This window comes from Enterobacter sp. 03-F-07-AD-ECC (assembly GCF_047530935.1).
In the GTDB taxonomy this organism is placed as follows: Bacteria; Pseudomonadota; Gammaproteobacteria; order Enterobacterales; family Enterobacteriaceae; genus Enterobacter; species Enterobacter cloacae.
The window spans coordinates 68,892-87,369 of sequence record NZ_JBLKBZ010000017.1 but is presented as its reverse complement, the minus strand read 5'-3'; the positions used below and the strand labels follow the sequence as shown (position 1 = coordinate 87,369).

Here is an 18,478-nt window from a genome sequence, read left to right as displayed (position 1 = left end):
GGAACATAAAGTGAACGGAATGACCTCCACAGCCGTATGTTCCCCCTCACCCCAGCCCTCTCCCAAAGGGAGAGGGGGCCGTCTGTGCAGGCATTATTTTATGGGGATCCCTCAGCCCAAAGGGAGAGGGGATGCCGGGCGGTTATCTCTTCAGCCCCGCAAACGCCGCCCGAATTTCCTCTTCCGGCAGCTGGATACCGATAAATACCATCACGCTGCGCGGTGTCTCGTCGCCCCAGGGTCTGTCCCAGTCCGCGCTGTACAGCCGCTGTACGCCCTGGAACAGCAGGCGGTTTGGTTCGCCGTTGATCCACAGCATGCCTTTGTAGCGCAGCAGTTTATCGGCAAACGACAGGAGCAGGTTCTCCATCACGCGGGAGACCTCGCTGATGTCTACCGGGTAATCCAGCTCCACCACAATCGACGCTACGTCGTTCTGCTTATCCGCCATAAAGTGAAAACGCGGTTTTGAGGTGACATGCTCTTCCAGCATAAAACCGTTGGTGTTGAACAGTTGAGACAGGTCGATATCGCCGTGCGTCACGGTGTATACCGGTGCGCGGGCGTTGATGCGTGCCAGGCGCTCGCGCAGTTTAACGCTCTCGCCCGCCACGTCGGTTTTGGTCAGCAGGATGCGGTCGGCGTAGCCCACCTGAGACTGGGCGATGGTGAACTGGTTCATCTGATCGTCGGCGTGAACCGCGTCGACCAGGGCAATCACGCCGTCCAGCAGGTAGCGCTGGCAAAGGATGTCATGTGAGAAAAAGGTCTGAATAATCGGGCCGGGGTCGGCCATGCCGGTGCATTCAATCACCAGGCGGTCAAAGTGGATGTCCCCACGATCGCGGCTGTCGAGCAGGTCCAGCAGGGCATCTTCCAGTTCGTTAGAGCGGGTACAGCAGATGCAGCCGTTGGTCAGGGTTTTGATCTGCGTGGCGCGATCGCCAATCAGCTGGTCGTCAACGGAGACTTCGCCGAACTCGTTTTCGATCACGGCGATTTTGAAACCGTGCTGCGCGTTGAGAATGTGGCGCAGCAGGGTGGTTTTACCGGCGCCGAGGAAACCGGTCAACAGGGTGACGGCAATCGGGGTCATGGTCTCTCCTTTAGCAGCAGCGGACGCCGCCTTCTCCACTTCCGCCGTAGCGCGCTTCCTGACGCTCGCGGAAGAATTCAGTGTAGGTCATGTAGGGCTTATCCGGGTGGTTGGTTTTCATATGCTCAACATAGTTGTCATAGTCCGGAATGCCAATCAGCATTTTCGCTGCCTGACCGAGGTATTTTTTTGCTTCGCCTAAGTTACCAAACATTGTGGATTCCAGACAGGAAAAGACCCTCACCCTAACCCTCTCCCCATAGGGGAGAGGGGATAAAACAAACCAACCTTACTTCTGGAGAACTCTGTGATGAATAACGATATTTGTCAGCAGATAGAGAATAGTGCGCACTACAGGGAGCTCGTTGATAAACGGCAACGGTTTGCCTTCTTACTTTCCATCATCATGCTGATTATCTACGTCGGCTTTATTCTGCTTATCGCCTTTGCCCCACACTGGCTGGGTACGCCGCTGCATGAGGGCACCAGCGTCACACGGGGCATTCCGATTGGCATTGGCGTGATTGTGATTTCGTTTGTGCTGACCGGCGTCTACGTCTGGCGCGCGAACGGCGAATTCGATCGTCTTAATAAAGCGGTACTGCGTGAGGTAAAAGCATCATGAAGAGAGTCCTGACGGCGCTTGCCGCCACACTTCCCTTTGCGGCACACGCCGCAGATGCCATTACCGGCGAGGTTCAGCGCCAGCCAACCAACTGGCAGGCGATTATCATGTTCCTGATTTTCGTGGTGCTGACGCTGTATATCACCTGGTGGGCGTCGAAACGCGTCCGTTCCCGTAATGATTACTACACTGCGGGCGGTAATATTACCGGTTTCCAGAACGGGCTGGCGATTGCGGGCGACTTTATGTCTGCCGCGTCTTTCCTTGGGATCTCCGCGCTGGTGTACACCTCCGGCTACGATGGTCTGATCTACTCTCTCGGCTTCCTGGTGGGCTGGCCGATCATTCTGTTCCTGATCGCCGAACGCTTGCGCAACCTGGGGCGTTTCACCTTTGCTGATGTGGCTTCGTATCGCCTGAAGCAGGGTCCGATTCGTATTCTCTCCGCCTGCGGTTCGCTGGTGGTGGTGGCGCTGTATCTGATCGCCCAGATGGTTGGCGCAGGCAAACTCATCGAACTTCTGTTCGGCCTGAACTACCACGTCGCGGTGGTGCTGGTGGGTGTGCTGATGGTGATGTACGTCCTGTTTGGCGGCATGCTGGCAACCACCTGGGTGCAAATTATCAAAGCGGTTCTGCTGCTGTTCGGTGCGAGCTTCATGGCCTTTATGGTGATGAAACACGTCGGCTTTAGCTTCAACAACCTGTTTACCGAAGCGATGGCGGTCCACCCGAAAGGGGAAGCGATCATGAGCCCGGGCGGGCTGGTGAAAGACCCGATATCCGCGCTTTCACTCGGTCTGGGTCTGATGTTTGGTACCGCAGGCTTGCCACATATCCTGATGCGTTTCTTCACCGTGAGCGATGCCCGCGAAGCGCGCAAGAGCGTCTTCTACGCCACCGGGTTTATGGGTTACTTCTACATACTGACCTTTATCATCGGTTTTGGCGCCATCATGCTGGTGGGAGCGAACCCGGCATTTAAAGACGCGGCGGGCGCGCTGATTGGCGGGAACAACATGGCGGCAGTGCATCTGGCGGATGCGGTAGGCGGCAATCTGTTCCTCGGCTTTATCTCAGCCGTGGCCTTTGCCACCATCCTTGCCGTGGTGGCCGGGCTTACGCTTGCCGGAGCATCTGCGGTGTCGCATGACCTGTACGCGAACGTGTTCCGCAAAGGCGCAACCGAGCGTGAAGAGCTCAAAGTCTCCAAAATCACCGTACTGATTCTGGGTGTGGTGGCGATCCTGCTGGGGATCCTCTTCGAGAAGCAGAACATTGCCTTCATGGTGGGGCTGGCCTTCTCAATTGCGGCGAGCTGTAACTTCCCTATCATCCTGCTCTCCATGTACTGGTCTAAACTGACCACCCGTGGCGCAATGGTAGGCGGCTGGCTGGGGCTGCTGACTGCGGTGATTCTGATGATCCTCGGCCCGACGATTTGGGTGCAGATCCTCGGTCACGAAAAGGCGCTCTTCCCGTATGAGTACCCGGCGCTGTTTTCAATCGCCGTGGCGTTTATCGGTATCTGGATCTTTTCTGCAACCGACAACTCGCCGGAGGGGAACCTGGAGCGTGAGAAATTCCGCGCCCAGTTTATCCGCTCACAAACCGGCCTGGGCGTGGAACAAGGCCGCGCACACTGAGTCTTGATCCCCGGCCTTCGGGCCGGGGAGTTCAGAACATCACCCATGCCACCAGCGGCGCAATCAGCACCATCAACACGCCGGAGAGCATCATCACCAGGCTTGCTACAACCCCCTCCTGCTGACCCAACTCATAAGAGCGTGCCGTTCCCGCGCCGTGTGACGCTGCGCCAAATCCCGCCCCTTTTGCCAACCCTTCACGGATAGAAAGCCGCAGAAACAGCATATCGCCTACCGCCATACCGAAGACACCGGTGACAACCACGAACAGCGCCACCAGATCCGGCTGTCCGCCGAGCGGTTTAGCGGCTGCCAGCGCAAATGGCGTCGTTACCGAGCGCACGGCCAGGCTACGCTGAATTTCATCGGGCAGCGTAAACAGCCGCGCCAGCCAGACGGAGCTACAGACCGCCACCACCGTGGCGGTAATCACCCCCGCGCTGAGCGACATCCAGTGACGTTTAATGATATTCAGGTTGTCGTACACCGGCACCGCAAAGGCGATGGTGGCCGGCCCCAGTAGCCACAGCAACCAGTGGGATTCGCCAATGTAGTTTTGCCAGGAGATATGGCCAAAAACCAGCATCAGCACCAGCAGGATCGGCGTGAAGACCAGCGGCATCAGCGGCAGCGCGTGAAAGCGACGATACAGGCGTTTGTTGGCAAAGTAGATAACCAGCGTGGCAATCAGGCACAGCACGCTTATCTGGAAGTTAGTCATGTTTTTTGCCTGCGGATCTCGAAGCGATAAACCTTGTCCACCACCCAGGCGGTGGCGCCCAGCACCATCAGCGTGCTCAGGGCGATGACCGCGAAGATCCGCCAGCCGTCCACCATCAGCAGTTGCGCATAGTTCACCACCGCCACCACGGCAGGAACAAAGAACAGCAACATCTCTGCCAGCAGCCAGCGCGCGCCGGCACGCACCCAGCTAAGGGGGATAACGCGGCAGAGAATGAGCGTCAGCATCAACACCATCCCCACCAGGTTGGCAGGCAGCGGCAGATGCAGCCAGCCGACAAGATATTCCGCAAAAACAAACAGTCCCGCGTAGAGCAGTACCTGAACCGGTACCTGGAGTCGTTGCACAACGGCAGGCGTAACACGGCTTAACGCCACGGCCATGGGGGTTTTCCTCAAAAATGAGACGAGGCGCCAGTATAGTGAGCGCACGGTATGGACTGAAATGAATTAAAATCATCGAAGGTATAGTTTCGAGGAATAATCATGGACATAAGAACGCTGCGCTATTTTGTCGAAGTGGTTCGCCAGCAGAGTTTTACCCGCGCAGCGGAGAAGTTATTTGTTACCCAACCCACCATCAGCAAAATGCTGAAAAACCTCGAAGATGAACTCAACTGTACCCTGCTGATCCGCGACGGACGCAAGCTGTTGCTTACCGATACCGGGCGCGTGGTGTTTGAACGTGGCCTGGCGATCCTGGCCGAGTTTCGTCAGTTGGAAGCGGAGCTTGACGATATTAACCACCTGACCAAAGGGGTGCTGCGCCTTGGTATTCCGCCGATGGTCGGGATGATGATGGCCGGGCCGATTAGCCTGTTTCGCCAGCGTTACCCCGGCGTTGAACTCAAAATTTCGGAGTTTGGTGGATTAACCGTCCAGCAGGCCGTAACCAACGGCGAGCTGGACGTCGCCATGACAGCCCTCCCCGTTGAGGAAGAGAGCGGTCTGGCGACGCTTACGCTCTTTAGCCATCCGCTGTGCGTGCTGGTTCCCCGCTCCGGCGACTGGCTGAAGCGAGATTCAGTGAAACCTGAACTGCTCGGTGAATACCCTCTGCTGATCTACAACGAAGATTTCGCCCTCAGCCGCCAGCTGATGACGCTGTTTAATCAACATAGCGTGAAGCCGCGCATTGCGGTGCGCAGCGGCCAGTGGGATTTCCTGGCAGCGATGGTGCAGGCAGGCGTGGGGATTGCCATTCTGCCGCAGCCGATTTGCGAGCGTCTGGATAAAAACACGCTGCGCTGGATCCCACTCGAAAGCGATTTGCACTGGCAGCTGGGGATGATTTGGCGAGAAGGGGTGTATCTGTCGCACAGCGCGCAGGCGTGGCTGCAATGTTGTGAGGGATTTTGGGTGCCCTCACCCTAACCCTCTCCCACAGGGAGAGGGAACCGATCGCGCACGTAGGCCCGGTAAGCGCAGCGCCACCGGGCAAAAACAGCGTTACTGATTCTCTATCAACAACGCTTCCAGCAGATCCAGATCGTGCAGCAGCTTTTGCAGCGTCTCGTTGCTGATCTGCCGCGTGGCGCGCAGGTGATACAGCTCGGCACGCTCGGAGCGCAGCGCCGCCAGACGGAACCGGCGCTCCAGGTTCTCCTCCTGCAGCGAGCTTTCCACATCGTTACGGCCGTCAGCCCGGCGACGCAGATTACCAATCACGCGTGAGCTCACCTCCGTCAGCAGCTGATTGTCGATGTTCTCTTCGGCATCGGCGGCCAGGCGCTCTTCCATTTTCTGAATAGCGACAATCGCCACTTCGGCAGTGGCAGCGCGGGCAATCCGCTCCTCTTTATGCTGCTGCGTGGCGTCCCCGGCGTCGATATGCTGCAGCAAAATCGGCAGCATAATCACACCGACAAACAGTGAGAACAGGATCACGCCCGCCGCCAGGAAGACCAGTTCATAACGCGCCGGGAAGACATCGCCCGTCGGCAACAGCAACGGAATGGAGAGCACACCGGCCAGGGTAATCGCCCCGCGTACCCCCGCAAAGGAGGCAATCAGCAGCTCACGCGTGGTCCACGAACCAAACTCCATCGGCTTTTTCTTCAGGAAGCGCACGCTGAAGTTTTTCATCGTCCACAGCCAGCCGAAGCGCACCAGCATCAGCGCCATGTAGATCAGCACGATGTCGGTAAAGAGCATCCAGACTTCAACGTTCGGATCGGCCTCCGCCGCCACCAGAGAGGATTCCATAATGCCCGGCAGCTGCAGACCCAACAGCAGGAAGACCATGCCGTTAAAGACAAATTCCAGCATTGCCCAGGTGCTGTTTGCACGCAGACGCATGGCCAGCGGCGCGCGGCGCATTACGCCGGAGCGGGTGATGGTCATCCCTGCCGCTACCGCTGCCAGAATGCCCGACACGCCAATGTGTTCGGCAATCAGATAGGAGGCAAACGGCAGCAGGAACAGCAGTACGATCTGCGTTGCGGGTTCATCACCGCCCCAGCGGCTGAGGAAGCGCAGCGAGCGGCCATACAGCCAGCTCACCACGAAGCCCGCCAGGATACCGCCAATAGCAACCTTGAAGAATTCCAGGGTCGCGCCACCCACGGTAAAGATCATCGTTCCCATTGCGACGGCCACGGCGAACTTCAGGGCAACCAGACCGGAGGCGTCGTTCATCAGCGCCTCTCCCTGTAAGATGCCCATGATTTTCTTCGGAATCCGCCCTTCACCCACAATGCCGGACAGCGCCACGGCATCGGTTGGCGACAGGACTGCGGCCAGCGCAAAAGCGGGGATTAACGGGATCCCCGGAACCACCCAATAGATCAGGAAACCAATCCCGACCACGGTCACGACGACCAGCGCCAGTGCCAGACCGAAGATCTCGCGCCCATGTTCCAGAAACTCGCGCGTGGGTGTTTTCCAGCCATCGGCAAACAGCAGTGGCGGGATAAACAGCACGAGGAACAGTTCCGGGTCGAACTCAACGTGCAGGCCAAACGTCGGCCACGCCAGCAGCGCGCCGATGGCAATTTGCATTAATGGCAGGGGGACCTGAAAGGGCAGTACGCGTGTAACCACCCCGGATAATGAGACCACAAGGGTCATGATGAGTATTGTGAAAAAGATTTCCATGCGTTCCCTGTTTGCTGTGTTACTTATGTACTACGGAAGGCGTCGTGCCTTTTATTCTATCTTCCCCAGAGTAACGCAAAAGGCAACGGGATGAGTCCTGAAAATAAAAACGGGCGGCCTGAGCCACCCGTTTTCGCATCAAAGGACAATTTAGATTGCCCAGCCGCCCGCGTAGAACACCACCAGCGCAACGGCGATAACCACGGTGCCGATGTTCAGCTTGCGCCACTCACCGGAGACCAGGCGACCAATCACCAGCGACGCGAAGCCGATCATGATGCCGGTCACGATGTTACAGGTCAGCACGATAAATACCGCAGTGATCAGGCCTGACATCGCGTCCACAAAGTCCGCAAAGTCAATTTTCGCCACGTTGCTCAGCATCAGCAGGCCGACGTACATCAGTGCCGGAGCCGTAGCGTAGGCTGGCACCAGATAAGAGAGCGGAGAGAGGAACAGGATCAGCAGGAACAGCACACCAACGGTAATGGCGGTCAGGCCAGTTTTACCGCCTGCCGCGGTGCCCGCAGCGGACTCAATATAGACCGCAGCCGGAGAAGCCCCCACCAGACCCGAGAAGACGCTGCTCAGGGAGTCGGTGGTCAGCGCTTTGCCACCGTCGATAATCTGACCATCTTTATCCAGCAGGTTCGCCTGACCGGCCACCGCACGGATGGTACCGGTGGCATCAAACACCGCCGTCATCACCAGCGCCAGCACGCTTGGCAGGATCACCGGGTTCAGCGCGCCGACAATATCCAGGCTGCCAATCAGGGAGTTACCGTTGTCATCGCTCAGTGACGGCATGGCAAAAATACCGGAGAAATGCACGGTCGGATCGAAAATCAGGCCAACAATGGACACACCGATAATGGTCAGCAGAATGCCGCCTGGGACTTTCAGTTTTTCCAGACCAATAATCACCGCCAGGCCAATCAGGGACATGATCACCGGGAAGCTGGCGAAATGACCCAGCGCCACCGGCAGACCGTCCAGCGGGTTCTTAATGACCAGCCCCACGCCGTTGGCGGCAATCAGCAGCAGGAACAGCCCGATACCGATACCGGTGCCGTGCGCCACGCCGTGCGGCAGGTTGCGCAAAATCCAGCTACGAATGCCGGTTGCCGAGATAATGGTGAACAGCACGCCCATCAGGAAGACGGCGCCCAGGGCAACCGGTACGCTGATGTGTTGGCCCAGCACCAGGCTAAACGCGGTGAAGGCGGTCAAGGAAATGGCACAGCCAATCGCCATCGGCAGATTCGCCCACAGCCCCATTACGATGGAGCCGACACCGGCGACAAGACAGGTTGCAACAAAGACCGCTGCCGGTGGGAAGCCTGCTTTACCGAGCATGCCCGGCACAACGATGACGGAGTACACCATTGCCAGAAACGTTGTCAGACCGGCAACGATTTCCTGGCGCACGGTGCTGCCGCGAGCAGAAATTTTAAAGATGGCGTCAAGTGAACCGCCGGTACGCGCGGATGGCGTAGACATAGAAAACATCCCCTGAGAGTTTTTATAGAAAGTCCGTAAGCGTGGTGGAGACTCCACTGCCAGCAAAACGTCAAATCCTTGTGCTGCGTTTGCGACGAAAAGGGGCGTCACAAAAAAAGCAAACGTTTAGCTCCGCGCTTACAAAACGGGTGGTCAAATTTAGGCAAACGATTATCCAGCCTAATCACCGCCCTTTTCAACTGAACTTTCTCGTTTTTCGCTAAATTTCCCTTATGACGATGAAGAAATAAGCAGAGGATGCGCAAACGTTATCGTTTATGCGCAATGGGGTTCCAAATTACGCCTCGCCAGGGATCGTTAACGGCCCACCTTGTTCCAGGGTTCTCTGCCAGGCAGGACGATTTTCGACCTTTTTCTTCCAGGCATGGGTGTGCGGAAGATCCTCGACACCGCCGCGTGCCAGCAGGGCAAAAATCGGGAAACTCATCTGAATATCGGCCATGCTGAGAGTCTCTCCGGCAAACCAGCTATTTTCAGCCAGGTGAGATTCAATAAAACGCGCGTGGGTTTCGAGCTGGGGATTGAGATAGGCTTTTTGCACGCCCTGACCCAGCGCTTTCCCCAGCGTGCGTATTCCAAACGGCACGGGCGGTTTACCGAGGCTGCTAAATACCAGCTTCATTAACAGCAGCGGCATAAGAGAACCTTCTGCATAGTGTAGCCAGAAGCGGTATTGCACCTTGTGGGCAGGATCCAGCGGCTTAAGCTGCGATTCTGCGTCGTAGGTTTCCTGCAGATATTCCAGAATGGCACCGGATTCAGCAAGGATCAGCCCGTTGTCTTCAATGACCGGTGACTTGCCCAACGGATGCACGCGTTTAAGGGACTCGGGAGCCAGCATCGTTTTTTCGCGCTGGTAGTGAACAATCTCATAGGGCAGAGAAAGTTCTTCCAGAGCCCAGATCACGCGGTGTGAGCGCGACTGGTTAAGGTGATGTACCGTGAGCATAGAGGTCTCCTGTTATTCATACTTTTTAACTATAGAAAATTGAACAACACCGCGAAAAATATTCGCCAAAAAAGCGGCCCCGGTGACTGGCGAAAAAGCGGCCCTTACATAGAATTAAAGTGTCAGCACAAACCGGAACCTCCTCAACCAGCTCGACATGAGGGGTGCTGATGTCGGGGGAAACCCTCCCGTGAGCCAGCGGGATAGAGAGAAAGACAAAGACCGGAAAAAACTAAAGCGCCCTTATGTGGCGCTTTAGTTCTTTATTATGCTTTTTGCTGGATGGCGCAGCCGCCACCCGGCAAACAGATCTCAATCTTCTTCCAGCAGCCGCGCCCCCGTCCCCTGTTCGCCCAGTTTGTCACCGGGGTTGCGTAACGGGCAATCGCTGCGCGACAAACAGCCGCAACCGATGCACCCGTCCAGTTCGTCACGCAGCGCCACCAGCGTATGAATACGCCGGTCCAGCTCCTCTCGCCACTGGGATGACAGCTCTTTCCACTCTTTCGGGCTCAGCGTGTGGCCTTCCGGTAACACGCCGAACGCCTCACCGATGGTGGCCAGGGGAATTCCGATTCGTTGCGCAATTTTAATAATCGCCACGTAGCGAAGCACGTCACGGGTGTAGCGCCGCTGGTTTCCGGCGTTACGGATGCTTTTGATTAACCCTTTACTTTCATAGAAGTGGAGCGCCGATACTGCCACACCGCTTCGCTTAGCCACTTCACCCGGGGTCAAAAGCGCTTTTATTCTCGGCAATCTCTTTTCCATAAAACCTCTTTACCTCAAGTTAACTTGAGGAATTATACTCCCCCACAGAGAAAACGACGAATCAACCAGGAAAGTTGTATCTACAGAGGGCAACCTTATGTCGCATCAGCAAATTATTCAGACACTTATTGAATGGATTGATGAACATATCGACCAACCGTTGAACATTGATGTGGTCGCGAAAAAGTCGGGCTATTCGAAATGGTATTTACAGAGAATGTTCCGGACCGTAATGCACCAGACGCTGGGTGAGTACATTCGTCAGCGCAGGTTACTGCTGGCGGCGCAGGCGTTACGCTCTACGCAGCGGCCTATTTTTGATATCGCGATGGATCTGGGGTATGTGTCGCAACAAACCTTTTCCCGCGTGTTTCGGCGCGAGTTTGACCGCACGCCAAGCGATTACCGTCACCAGTTGAATTAAGGTTTATCAGTGCAAAGGTTGCTGCTGCCAGGTCATAAACTCCTGGGGCGGCATCGCTTTCGCGAAGTGCCATCCCTGACAGAACTGTACGCCGCGCTTCAACAACCAGCTTACCTGCTCGGCAGTTTCTACCCCTTCCGCAATGGTTTTGAGCCGCAGGCTCTGCGCCATCTCGATAATATGCTCGGCGATAAGATGGCTGGTGCTGTTGGTGGTTAGGGTGTCGATAAAGGATTTGTCGATTTTCAGAATATCGACATTCAGCGAGTAGAGATTATGCAGGTTCGAGTAACCTGTACCAAAATCGTCGATTGCCACTTCATAACCCGCCTGACGAAAAGCCTGGATAACCGGCGTAGTTTTCGGCACATCAATAAATCCGCGCTCCGTCACTTCGATTTTGATCTGCTGCGCACGCACGGCATAGTGCCGCGCCTTGTCGGAAATCATGGCGATCAGCCGCGAAGAGTGAAAATCCGTCGCCGACAGGTTGATCGAAATATAGAGGTCAGGATGCGCGGCCAGGAAATGGCCCAGATCGCTGAAGACCTCTTCTACAACATAATCCGTGATGCGTTCACTCATCCCCTCTTTTTCCGCCAGCGGGATGAATTCCGCCGGGCTCATGACAGGCCCGTTAAAACCAGGCCAGCGCAACAACGCCTCCGCCCCCACGCACTGATTATTCTTGATATCGATGATTGGCTGATAATGGACACAAAGCTGACGTTTATTCAGCGCCCGATGCAGCAATCGTCCTGGGGAGTTCAGCTCACGGTGGGTGCGCGACCAGACCAGCAAAATAATGATGCTACAGATCATTCCCAGCGGCAGCGTCAACGTCGCCTGATGGTAGAGCGTTTCATAGAAGCGTTTATTCGACGTTGAAACGATGGCGGCAATCGGACGTTTATCCGATTTTACCACCGTATAAAAACGGTCATCTTTTTGAAATACCACGTCCTTATCCCGAATCATCGAGTTTAATAAAGAAACGTTGGCTTTCTGACTGACGGAAAAGAAGGCATTCGTTACCGTATCGTACACGCCCCATGAGAGAGAGTGATCGGTGGACATCACTTCACTGTACGAGAGCGGATTAACCACCACGACATAATTCCCACGCTGCATATATGTCATTTTATAGCCAGTGAAAAATGGCGTATCACGGTAATAATAGATAGCGATATCGGGTTTACGGATGTAATTAGCGGGGGAGATCGCATAGGGCCGATCCGGGGTAAAAATGGATGAACAACGAAAATTCTGGCCTTCGGCATAAATTAAATCAGCGATGAACAGACGGCCGCGAACCACGTTCAACATATATTGCCGATGTGACGGCGTACAAACTTTACCCTGATATTTTTCCGCTTCGGCCCGGGCCAGATCAACCTGTTCAATAACCAGTTCAGTTTTGTCTAAAGCCAGTTCAGCAAATGTGCGTAACTGCGCGCTTGTTTCCGACACTGCTCTTAGCTGGGCAAACCATAGCGCAAGCATCACCGGCAGCATAACTACCATGATGATCCCTACCACTCTGAGCATCTTGCGCCGCGCGCTACGATTCATTTCCCGCCCTATATCCCTGCATGTTGTACGCCTGTAGTAATGAAGGCCGGATGCTTTGATAAACAGGTGATTACGTTGCATGAATCATGCGAAGTTAGCAACTGACTTTTAGTATTAAAAATCTTAAATTTCGTTATGACGATAATATTTGCCCGTAAGTTAAACTAAAAGTATTCGTTCCGTTTCTATTAAGGAAAATATTTATCCAGCCTGAACGGGTGTATTTTGATCAATGTTTTATTAACGTTCGGCTATTACCACATTATTTCCAGGATCAGCAGAGAATAACGCTTCACTTATAAAAAGGCATCGCTGGGAACGCCATTGCTCTCCTCCGCTCGTTCGAAGGAGGTTGCTCCCGGCACGTGGTGGGTTCGCATCCGCCGATGTCGAAGGCAATCCCATCCTGCCGCCTCTCTTTTTTAGCGTAATAAAATCCACAATCTGCTCGCACAGGCACTGGCGAATAAATCAACAAATGTGATATAGTTCACACATATCATGTAACGAGAAACACTGTTTCATTCAGTTCGTCTGTTTTGGAGAGGATGGGTTTTATGGCAACCATTACGACCAGCATGGTTCTCCTGCGCTGGCCTTTGTTGAGTGCGGTACTGATGTTTTTAGCCAGCACGCTGAACATTCAGTTTCGTAAATCTGACTACGCGGGTCTTGCGGTCATCAGTACGCTGTTAGGACTGGGCGCGGCTTGCTGGTTTGCAACGGGTCTGCTTGGTATCACCCTGCTGGATATTGCCGCCGTCTGGGAAAATATTAAAGTAGTGATGGTTGAGGCAATGAGCCATACGCCACCAGACTGGCCGATGGTGATTACCTGATGGTCGTTTCATAACAGCATGTTAAAAGCCTCTCTTACGAGGCTTTTTTATTTTCAAGGCATCAGTCCACAGCAGGCAGCGGGAGTTTACTGATGATCGCCAGCCGGTTCTGATGATGCTCCTCATCGCCCCATAGCCAATCAACCTGATTGCCGATATCGCTGTCTTTCATTATCGGTCTCATTTCACAGGTAATCATGTCATAGGCGTACAAATGATGGCCGCTGGCGATAGCATCATACAGACGTGATTGCCAGAAACTCATACCATCACGTGTCTGGTGACGGTCTGTGATGATGACATTGTATTTTTCCAGCAAATACTGAGAAAACACTTTTCCGGGCAGATCGCGCAACACGCCACGATGCGATGGTTTAGGTGACCGCCATATCAGGATTTGCGTAACCGGCATGTAGTTCAAAAAAGCATCTTTCTGATAAATCACGCGATTGTAGTAAACAATCTCCCTGGTGATTTCATTCACCAGGGCCAGTTCAAAATGCTCGTTAGGAATACTTGCAATACGATTTTCCGCCCTGACAAAATGATAGCCTGGAGGGAATGGGCCAAAACTCAGCTCGTCATCGACTGACGCACGAAGGGAAATTTCATTCAGCAACGTCGTATTATGGCTGTCCACTGTAAGCATTGCGAATGTCTTCTGAACGTCTGCGGGATCAAAGAGTTGTTGTGGCATAGCTCCTCGCGGATGAGATGGGTCAGGCACCAAATATAACGTGATGATAATTAAACAAGAAGCCCTGCAACAGCAGGGCTTTCTTTAGTGCTGAAGACAATCAGAACGGAATATCGTCGTCGAAGTCCATTGGCGGTTCGTTAGACGGTGCCGGAGCGGACTGCTGCTGCGGGCGAGACTGCGCGCCGCCACTGAACTGGTTGCCGCCCTGTGGCTGCTGAGGCTGGCCCCAACCGCCCTGCTGCTGGCCGCCACCTGCTGGTGCGCCGCCGCCCTGACGGCCTCCCAGCATCTGCATGGTGCCACCAACGTTTACCACCACTTCAGTGGTGTACTTTTCCTGACCGGATTGATCGGTCCATTTGCGGGTACGCAGTTGGCCTTCAATATAAACCTGAGAGCCTTTACGCAGATACTCACCGGCCACTTCTGCCAGTTTGCCAAACAGCACAACGCGGTGCCATTCGGTCTGCTCTTTCATCTCACCGGTCGCTTTGTCACGCCAGGATTCGGAAGTAGCCAGCGTAATGTTGGCAACCGCGCCACCACTCGGCATGTAGCGTACTTCCGGGTCCTGGCCCAGATTACCGACGAGAATCACCTTGTTTACGCCTCTGCTGGCCATGTTCGTGTCTCCTGAATACGTTTCTTAATAGTGTAAACGCGCGAGTGTACCATTTCCACGCGTCAATTTGCATAGTTGCGTGGCGGGTTCAGAAATCTCTCGCGAACTCGACATTGTTACACAGCTAATCAGAAAATGCATTCCAATACTGTATATTCAAACAGGTTAAATTGTGTCATAATTAGCCGTTTCTGACAGCCGTTTGTCCTTCAAACAAACCAGGCAATCCGTGTTCCAACCGGGAAAGGTGAATGGATAAGATCGAAGTTCGGGGCGCCCGCACCCACAATCTCAAGAATATCAACCTCATAATCCCTCGCGACAAACTCATCGTCGTGACCGGGCTTTCGGGGTCTGGCAAATCCTCACTGGCTTTCGACACCCTGTATGCCGAAGGACAGCGCCGTTACGTTGAATCACTCTCTGCGTATGCGCGCCAGTTCCTGTCATTGATGGAAAAACCGGATGTAGACCATATCGAGGGGCTTTCGCCTGCTATCTCTATTGAGCAGAAGTCCACCTCCCACAACCCGCGTTCAACGGTCGGTACCATTACCGAAATTCATGACTACCTGCGTCTGCTGTATGCCCGCGTAGGTGAGCCGCGCTGCCCGGATCACGACGTCCCGTTGGCGGCGCAGACCGTGAGCCAGATGGTGGATAACGTGCTGTCGCAGCCAGAAGGCAAACGCCTGATGCTGCTTGCCCCAATCATTAAAGAGCGTAAGGGCGAGCACACCAAAACGCTGGAAAACCTGGCAAGCCAGGGGTATATCCGCGCCCGTATCGACGGCGAGGTGTGTGACCTGTCCGATCCCCCGAAGCTGGAGCTGCAGAAAAAACACACCATCGAAGTGGTGATTGACCGCTTTAAAGTGCGTGACGATCTGGCGACCCGTCTGGCGGAATCCTTTGAAACTGCGCTGGAACTCTCTGGCGGTACGGCGGTGGTCTCCGATATGGACGACCCGAACGCGGAAGAACTGCTCTTCTCCGCCAACTTTGCCTGCCCAATTTGCGGCTACAGCATGCGTGAGCTGGAGCCACGTCTGTTCTCCTTTAACAACCCGGCGGGAGCCTGCCCGACGTGTGACGGCCTGGGCGTACAGCAGTATTTTGACCCGGACCGCGTGATCCAGAATCCGGAACTGTCGCTGGCTGGCGGTGCGATCCGTGGCTGGGATAAGCGTAACTTTTACTACTTCCAGATGCTTAAATCGCTGGCAGAGCACTATAAGTTCGACGTGGAGGCGCCGTGGGCCAGCCTGAGCCCGAACGTGCACAAAGTGATCCTGTTCGGTTCCGGTAAAGAGAACATCGAGTTCAAATACATGAACGATCGCGGCGATACCTCCGTGCGTCGCCACCCGTTCGAAGGGGTGCTGCACAACATGGAGCGCCGCTACAAAGAGACCGAATCCAGCGCGGTGCGCGAGGAGCTGGCGAAGTTTATCAGCAACCGCTCCTGCGCCACCTGTGAGGGCACGCGTCTGCGTCGCGAAGCTCGCCACGTGTTTGTCGAAAACACGGCGTTGCCGACCATCTCAGACATGAGCATCGGTCACGCAATGGACTTCTTCAACAACCTGAAGCTCTCCGGCCAGCGTGCGAAGATTGCCGAAAAAGTGCTGAAAGAGATCGGCGACCGTCTGAAATTCCTGGTGAACGTCGGCCTGAACTACCTGACGCTTTCCCGCTCCGCAGAGACGCTGTCCGGCGGTGAAGCCCAGCGTATCCGTCTGGCCAGCCAGATTGGCGCGGGCCTGGTGGGCGTCATGTATGTCCTGGACGAACCGTCCATCGGCCTGCACCAGCGCGACAACGAGCGTCTGCTCGGAACGCTTATTCATCTGCGTAACCTCGGCAACACGGTGATTGTGGTCGAGCACGACGAAGATGCGATCCGTGCTGCCGACCATGTGATCGACATCGGCCCGGGCGCGGGCGTGCACGGCGGCCAGGTGGTCGCGGAAGGTACTCTGAAAGACATCATGGCGGTGCCAGAGTCGTTAACCGGCCAGTACATGAGCGGCAAGCGCAAAATTGAAGTGCCGAAACAGCGCGTGGCGGCGAACCCGGAAAAAGTGCTGAAGCTCACCGGCGCTCGCGGCAACAACCTGAAAGACGTGACGCTGACGCTGCCCGTCGGGCTGTTTACCTGTATCACCGGCGTATCCGGTTCCGGTAAGTCGACGCTGATCAACGATACGCTGTTCCCGATTGCGCAGACGGCGCTGAACGGCGCGACGCTGGCCGAACCTGCACCGTACCGCGACATTCAGGGGCTGGAACATTTCGATAAAGTTATCGACATCGACCAAAGCCCGATTGGCCGTACGCCGCGCTCCAACCCGGCGACCTATACCGGCGTCTTCACGCCCGTCCGTGAACTCTTCGCCGGTGTACCGGAAGCGCGTTCGCGCGGCTACACGCCAGGTCGTTTCAGCTTTAACGTTCGCGGCGGCCGCTGTGAAGCCTGTCAGGGCGACGGCGTGATCAAGGTTGAGATGCACTTCCTGCCGGATATCTACGTGCCGTGCGACCAGTGCAAAGGCAAACGCTATAACCGTGAAACGCTGGAGATTAAGTACAAAGGCAAGACCATCCACGAAGTGCTGGATATGACCATCGAAGAGGCGCGCGAGTTCTTTGATGCCGTGCCTGCGCTGGCGCGTAAGCTGCAGACGCTGATGGACGTAGGCCTGACCTACATTCGTCTGGGGCAGTCAGCGACCACGCTCTCTGGAGGTGAAGCGCAGCGCGTGAAGCTGGCGCGTGAGCTATCCAAACGCGGAACCGGGCAGACATTGTACATTCTCGATGAGCCGACCACCGGTCTGCACTTTGCAGATATCCAGCAATTGCTCGACGTTCTGCATCAGCTTCGCGATCAGGGCAACACCATTGTGGTCATTGAGCACAACCTGGACGTGATTAAAACCGCGGACTGGATTGTCGATCTCGGCCCGGAAGGCGGCAGCGGCGGCGGTGAAATCCTCGTCTCCGGTACGCCAGAGACCGTTGCAGAGTGCGAAGCCTCGCACACCGCGCGCTTCCTTAAACCGTTGCTGTAATTGTCATACGGAGAGTTGCTGTCGGGTCGCTTCCGGCAGCAGCTCAACCGCCTGCTGATAAGACGCGTCCACCAGGTAGTAAAGCTGCGACCCCGGGAGTGAACCGTCGAGATAGACCGTACTCCAGTGCGCTTTGTTCAGATGTTTGCTCGGCCGGACATCGTCGTGCTGCTGACGTAATAGCTCCGCCAGCTCCGGGCTGGTTTTCAGCGACGCCGCCGGGCGGCCTTCCACCTCTTTCACCATCGCAAACAACACATCTCCCACTTTAATCTGCGTGGCTTTCCAGTCGCTGTGAACGCTCTGCTCCGCGCCTGGCTTACTCATGCAGTACTGCAGTAGCTCCGAAATTGTCATCTTTATTCCCCTTGTAGCGTTGCGATAATTTTACGCGAACCACCGTGAATGCGATGTTCTCCCAGCCAGATCCCTTGCCATGTTCCCAGCAGAAGCCGCCCGTTATGTACCGGCAGCATCAGCGATACGCCCAGCAGAGACGATTTGATATGCGAAGGCATGTCGTCAGCCCCCTCATAGTCATGCTCGTAGGGGGCGTTGTCCGGAACGGTTTTCAGAAAATGCCGCTCCATATCAGACCGGACGGTGGGATCGCAATTTTCATTAAGCGTGAGAGAGGCCGACGTGTGCTGAAGCAGCAGATGCAGCAAACCCGTTTTGACGCGCGACAGATCGCGGATCTGCCCGATAACTTCATCCGTCACCAGGTGAAATCCGCGAGGTTTAGCGCTTAAGGTCAGGGTTTGTTGGTACCACATGTGCTGCTCCGTTATGAAAGTGAATC

The 18,478-nt window shown here is 55.3% G+C and carries 19 protein-coding genes; 6 read left to right on the top strand and 13 right to left on the bottom strand.

Annotated elements, in window-relative coordinates:
* Window positions 1-142: 142 nt before the first annotated feature.
* Window positions 143-1,096 carry a GTPase gene (yjiA, locus tag ACMWKA_RS19955; protein ID WP_414760539.1) on the bottom strand — a complete coding sequence of 318 codons (954 nt, stop codon included), beginning with the start codon at window positions 1,094-1,096 and terminating at the stop codon, window positions 143-145.
* A 10-nt stretch (window positions 1,097-1,106) separates the two neighbouring features.
* A complete protein-coding gene (locus ACMWKA_RS19950) occupies window positions 1,107-1,310 on the bottom strand; it encodes a YbdD/YjiX family protein (protein WP_003856610.1) in 204 nt (67 codons plus the stop codon).
* 96 nt (window positions 1,311-1,406) lie between these two features.
* On the opposite strand from ACMWKA_RS19950, the gene ACMWKA_RS19945 reads away from it, so the two are divergent.
* Window positions 1,407-1,721: a DUF485 domain-containing protein gene (locus ACMWKA_RS19945; protein WP_013095080.1), complete on the top strand. Its 315-nt coding sequence runs from the start codon at window positions 1,407-1,409 to the stop codon at window positions 1,719-1,721.
* Window positions 1,718-3,367, top strand: coding sequence for a cation/acetate symporter ActP (gene actP / locus ACMWKA_RS19940; protein ID WP_013095079.1), 1,650 nt, complete (start codon window positions 1,718-1,720; stop codon window positions 3,365-3,367). The genes ACMWKA_RS19945 and actP overlap by 4 nt, the downstream gene beginning before the upstream one ends.
* 31 nt (window positions 3,368-3,398) lie before the next feature.
* Here actP and ACMWKA_RS19935 read toward each other — a convergent pair whose 3' ends face one another.
* Window positions 3,399-4,088 carry an LrgB family protein gene (locus ACMWKA_RS19935; protein WP_013095078.1) on the bottom strand — a complete coding sequence of 230 codons (690 nt, stop codon included), beginning with the start codon at window positions 4,086-4,088 and terminating at the stop codon, window positions 3,399-3,401.
* The gene (locus ACMWKA_RS19930; RefSeq protein ID WP_013095077.1) at window positions 4,085-4,492 is read right to left on the bottom strand and encodes a CidA/LrgA family protein; all 408 of its coding nucleotides are present in this window, start codon (window positions 4,490-4,492) and stop codon (window positions 4,085-4,087) included. Before ACMWKA_RS19930 ends, ACMWKA_RS19935 begins: the two co-directional genes overlap by 4 nt.
* A 102-nt stretch (window positions 4,493-4,594) precedes the next feature.
* Here ACMWKA_RS19930 and ACMWKA_RS19925 point away from each other — a divergent pair, with 102 nt between their 5' ends.
* The gene (locus tag ACMWKA_RS19925) at window positions 4,595-5,482 is read left to right on the top strand and encodes a LysR family transcriptional regulator (RefSeq protein ID WP_414760538.1); all 888 of its coding nucleotides are present in this window, start codon (window positions 4,595-4,597) and stop codon (window positions 5,480-5,482) included.
* 75 nt (window positions 5,483-5,557) lie between these two features.
* On the opposite strand, the gene ACMWKA_RS19920 is transcribed toward ACMWKA_RS19925, so the two are convergent.
* The 4 genes from ACMWKA_RS19920 to soxR form a co-directional block, all read right to left on the bottom strand.
* Complete coding sequence (locus ACMWKA_RS19920; RefSeq protein WP_013095075.1) at window positions 5,558-7,204, bottom strand: Na+/H+ antiporter; 1,647 nt, start codon at window positions 7,202-7,204, stop codon at window positions 5,558-5,560.
* Window positions 7,205-7,354: 150 nt separating this feature from the next.
* A complete protein-coding gene (ghxP, locus tag ACMWKA_RS19915) occupies window positions 7,355-8,704 on the bottom strand; it encodes a guanine/hypoxanthine transporter GhxP (RefSeq protein ID WP_013095074.1) in 1,350 nt (449 codons plus the stop codon).
* Between the two features lie 298 nt (window positions 8,705-9,002).
* Window positions 9,003-9,674, bottom strand: a complete 672-nt coding sequence (locus ACMWKA_RS19910; protein WP_013095073.1) for a glutathione S-transferase family protein — start codon at window positions 9,672-9,674, stop codon at window positions 9,003-9,005.
* Window positions 9,675-9,986: 312 nt separating this feature from the next.
* Complete coding sequence (gene soxR, locus ACMWKA_RS19905; protein ID WP_013095072.1) at window positions 9,987-10,445, bottom strand: redox-sensitive transcriptional activator SoxR; 459 nt, start codon at window positions 10,443-10,445, stop codon at window positions 9,987-9,989.
* Window positions 10,446-10,542: 97 nt separating this feature from the next.
* Here soxR and soxS point away from each other — a divergent pair, with 97 nt between their 5' ends.
* The gene (gene soxS, locus ACMWKA_RS19900; protein ID WP_013095071.1) at window positions 10,543-10,869 is read left to right on the top strand and encodes a superoxide response transcriptional regulator SoxS; all 327 of its coding nucleotides are present in this window, start codon (window positions 10,543-10,545) and stop codon (window positions 10,867-10,869) included.
* Between the two features lie 6 nt (window positions 10,870-10,875).
* Here the strand turns inward: soxS and ACMWKA_RS19895 are convergent, their stop codons facing one another.
* A complete protein-coding gene (locus ACMWKA_RS19895) occupies window positions 10,876-12,441 on the bottom strand; it encodes an EAL domain-containing protein (protein ID WP_023622182.1) in 1,566 nt (521 codons plus the stop codon).
* 557 nt (window positions 12,442-12,998) lie between these two features.
* On the opposite strand from ACMWKA_RS19895, the gene ACMWKA_RS19890 reads away from it, so the two are divergent.
* Complete coding sequence (locus ACMWKA_RS19890; RefSeq protein ID WP_008503385.1) at window positions 12,999-13,280, top strand: YjcB family protein; 282 nt, start codon at window positions 12,999-13,001, stop codon at window positions 13,278-13,280.
* 61 nt (window positions 13,281-13,341) lie between these two features.
* Here the strand turns inward: ACMWKA_RS19890 and ACMWKA_RS19885 are convergent, their stop codons facing one another.
* Both ACMWKA_RS19885 and ssb1 read right to left on the bottom strand, forming a co-directional pair.
* Complete coding sequence (locus ACMWKA_RS19885) at window positions 13,342-13,977, bottom strand: hypothetical protein (RefSeq protein ID WP_248032452.1); 636 nt, start codon at window positions 13,975-13,977, stop codon at window positions 13,342-13,344.
* 100 nt (window positions 13,978-14,077) lie between these two features.
* Window positions 14,078-14,602 (bottom strand): single-stranded DNA-binding protein SSB1, encoded by a 525-nt coding sequence (gene ssb1, locus ACMWKA_RS19880; RefSeq protein WP_003860284.1) that lies wholly within the window; start codon window positions 14,600-14,602, stop codon window positions 14,078-14,080.
* A 251-nt stretch (window positions 14,603-14,853) separates the two neighbouring features.
* Here ssb1 and uvrA point away from each other — a divergent pair, with 251 nt between their 5' ends.
* On the top strand, window positions 14,854-17,676 hold the full coding sequence (uvrA, locus tag ACMWKA_RS19875) for an excinuclease ABC subunit UvrA (RefSeq protein ID WP_013095069.1): 2,823 nt from the start codon (window positions 14,854-14,856) through the stop codon (window positions 17,674-17,676).
* 3 nt (window positions 17,677-17,679) lie between these two features.
* Here uvrA and ACMWKA_RS19870 read toward each other — a convergent pair whose 3' ends face one another.
* Entirely contained in the window at window positions 17,680-18,033 is a 354-nt protein-coding gene (locus tag ACMWKA_RS19870; RefSeq protein WP_040023649.1) for an MmcQ/YjbR family DNA-binding protein, read from the bottom strand.
* Between the two features lie 2 nt (window positions 18,034-18,035).
* Window positions 18,036-18,452, bottom strand: coding sequence for a secondary thiamine-phosphate synthase enzyme YjbQ (locus tag ACMWKA_RS19865; RefSeq protein WP_022650227.1), 417 nt, complete (start codon window positions 18,450-18,452; stop codon window positions 18,036-18,038).
* Between the last annotated feature and the right edge of the window lie 26 nt (window positions 18,453-18,478).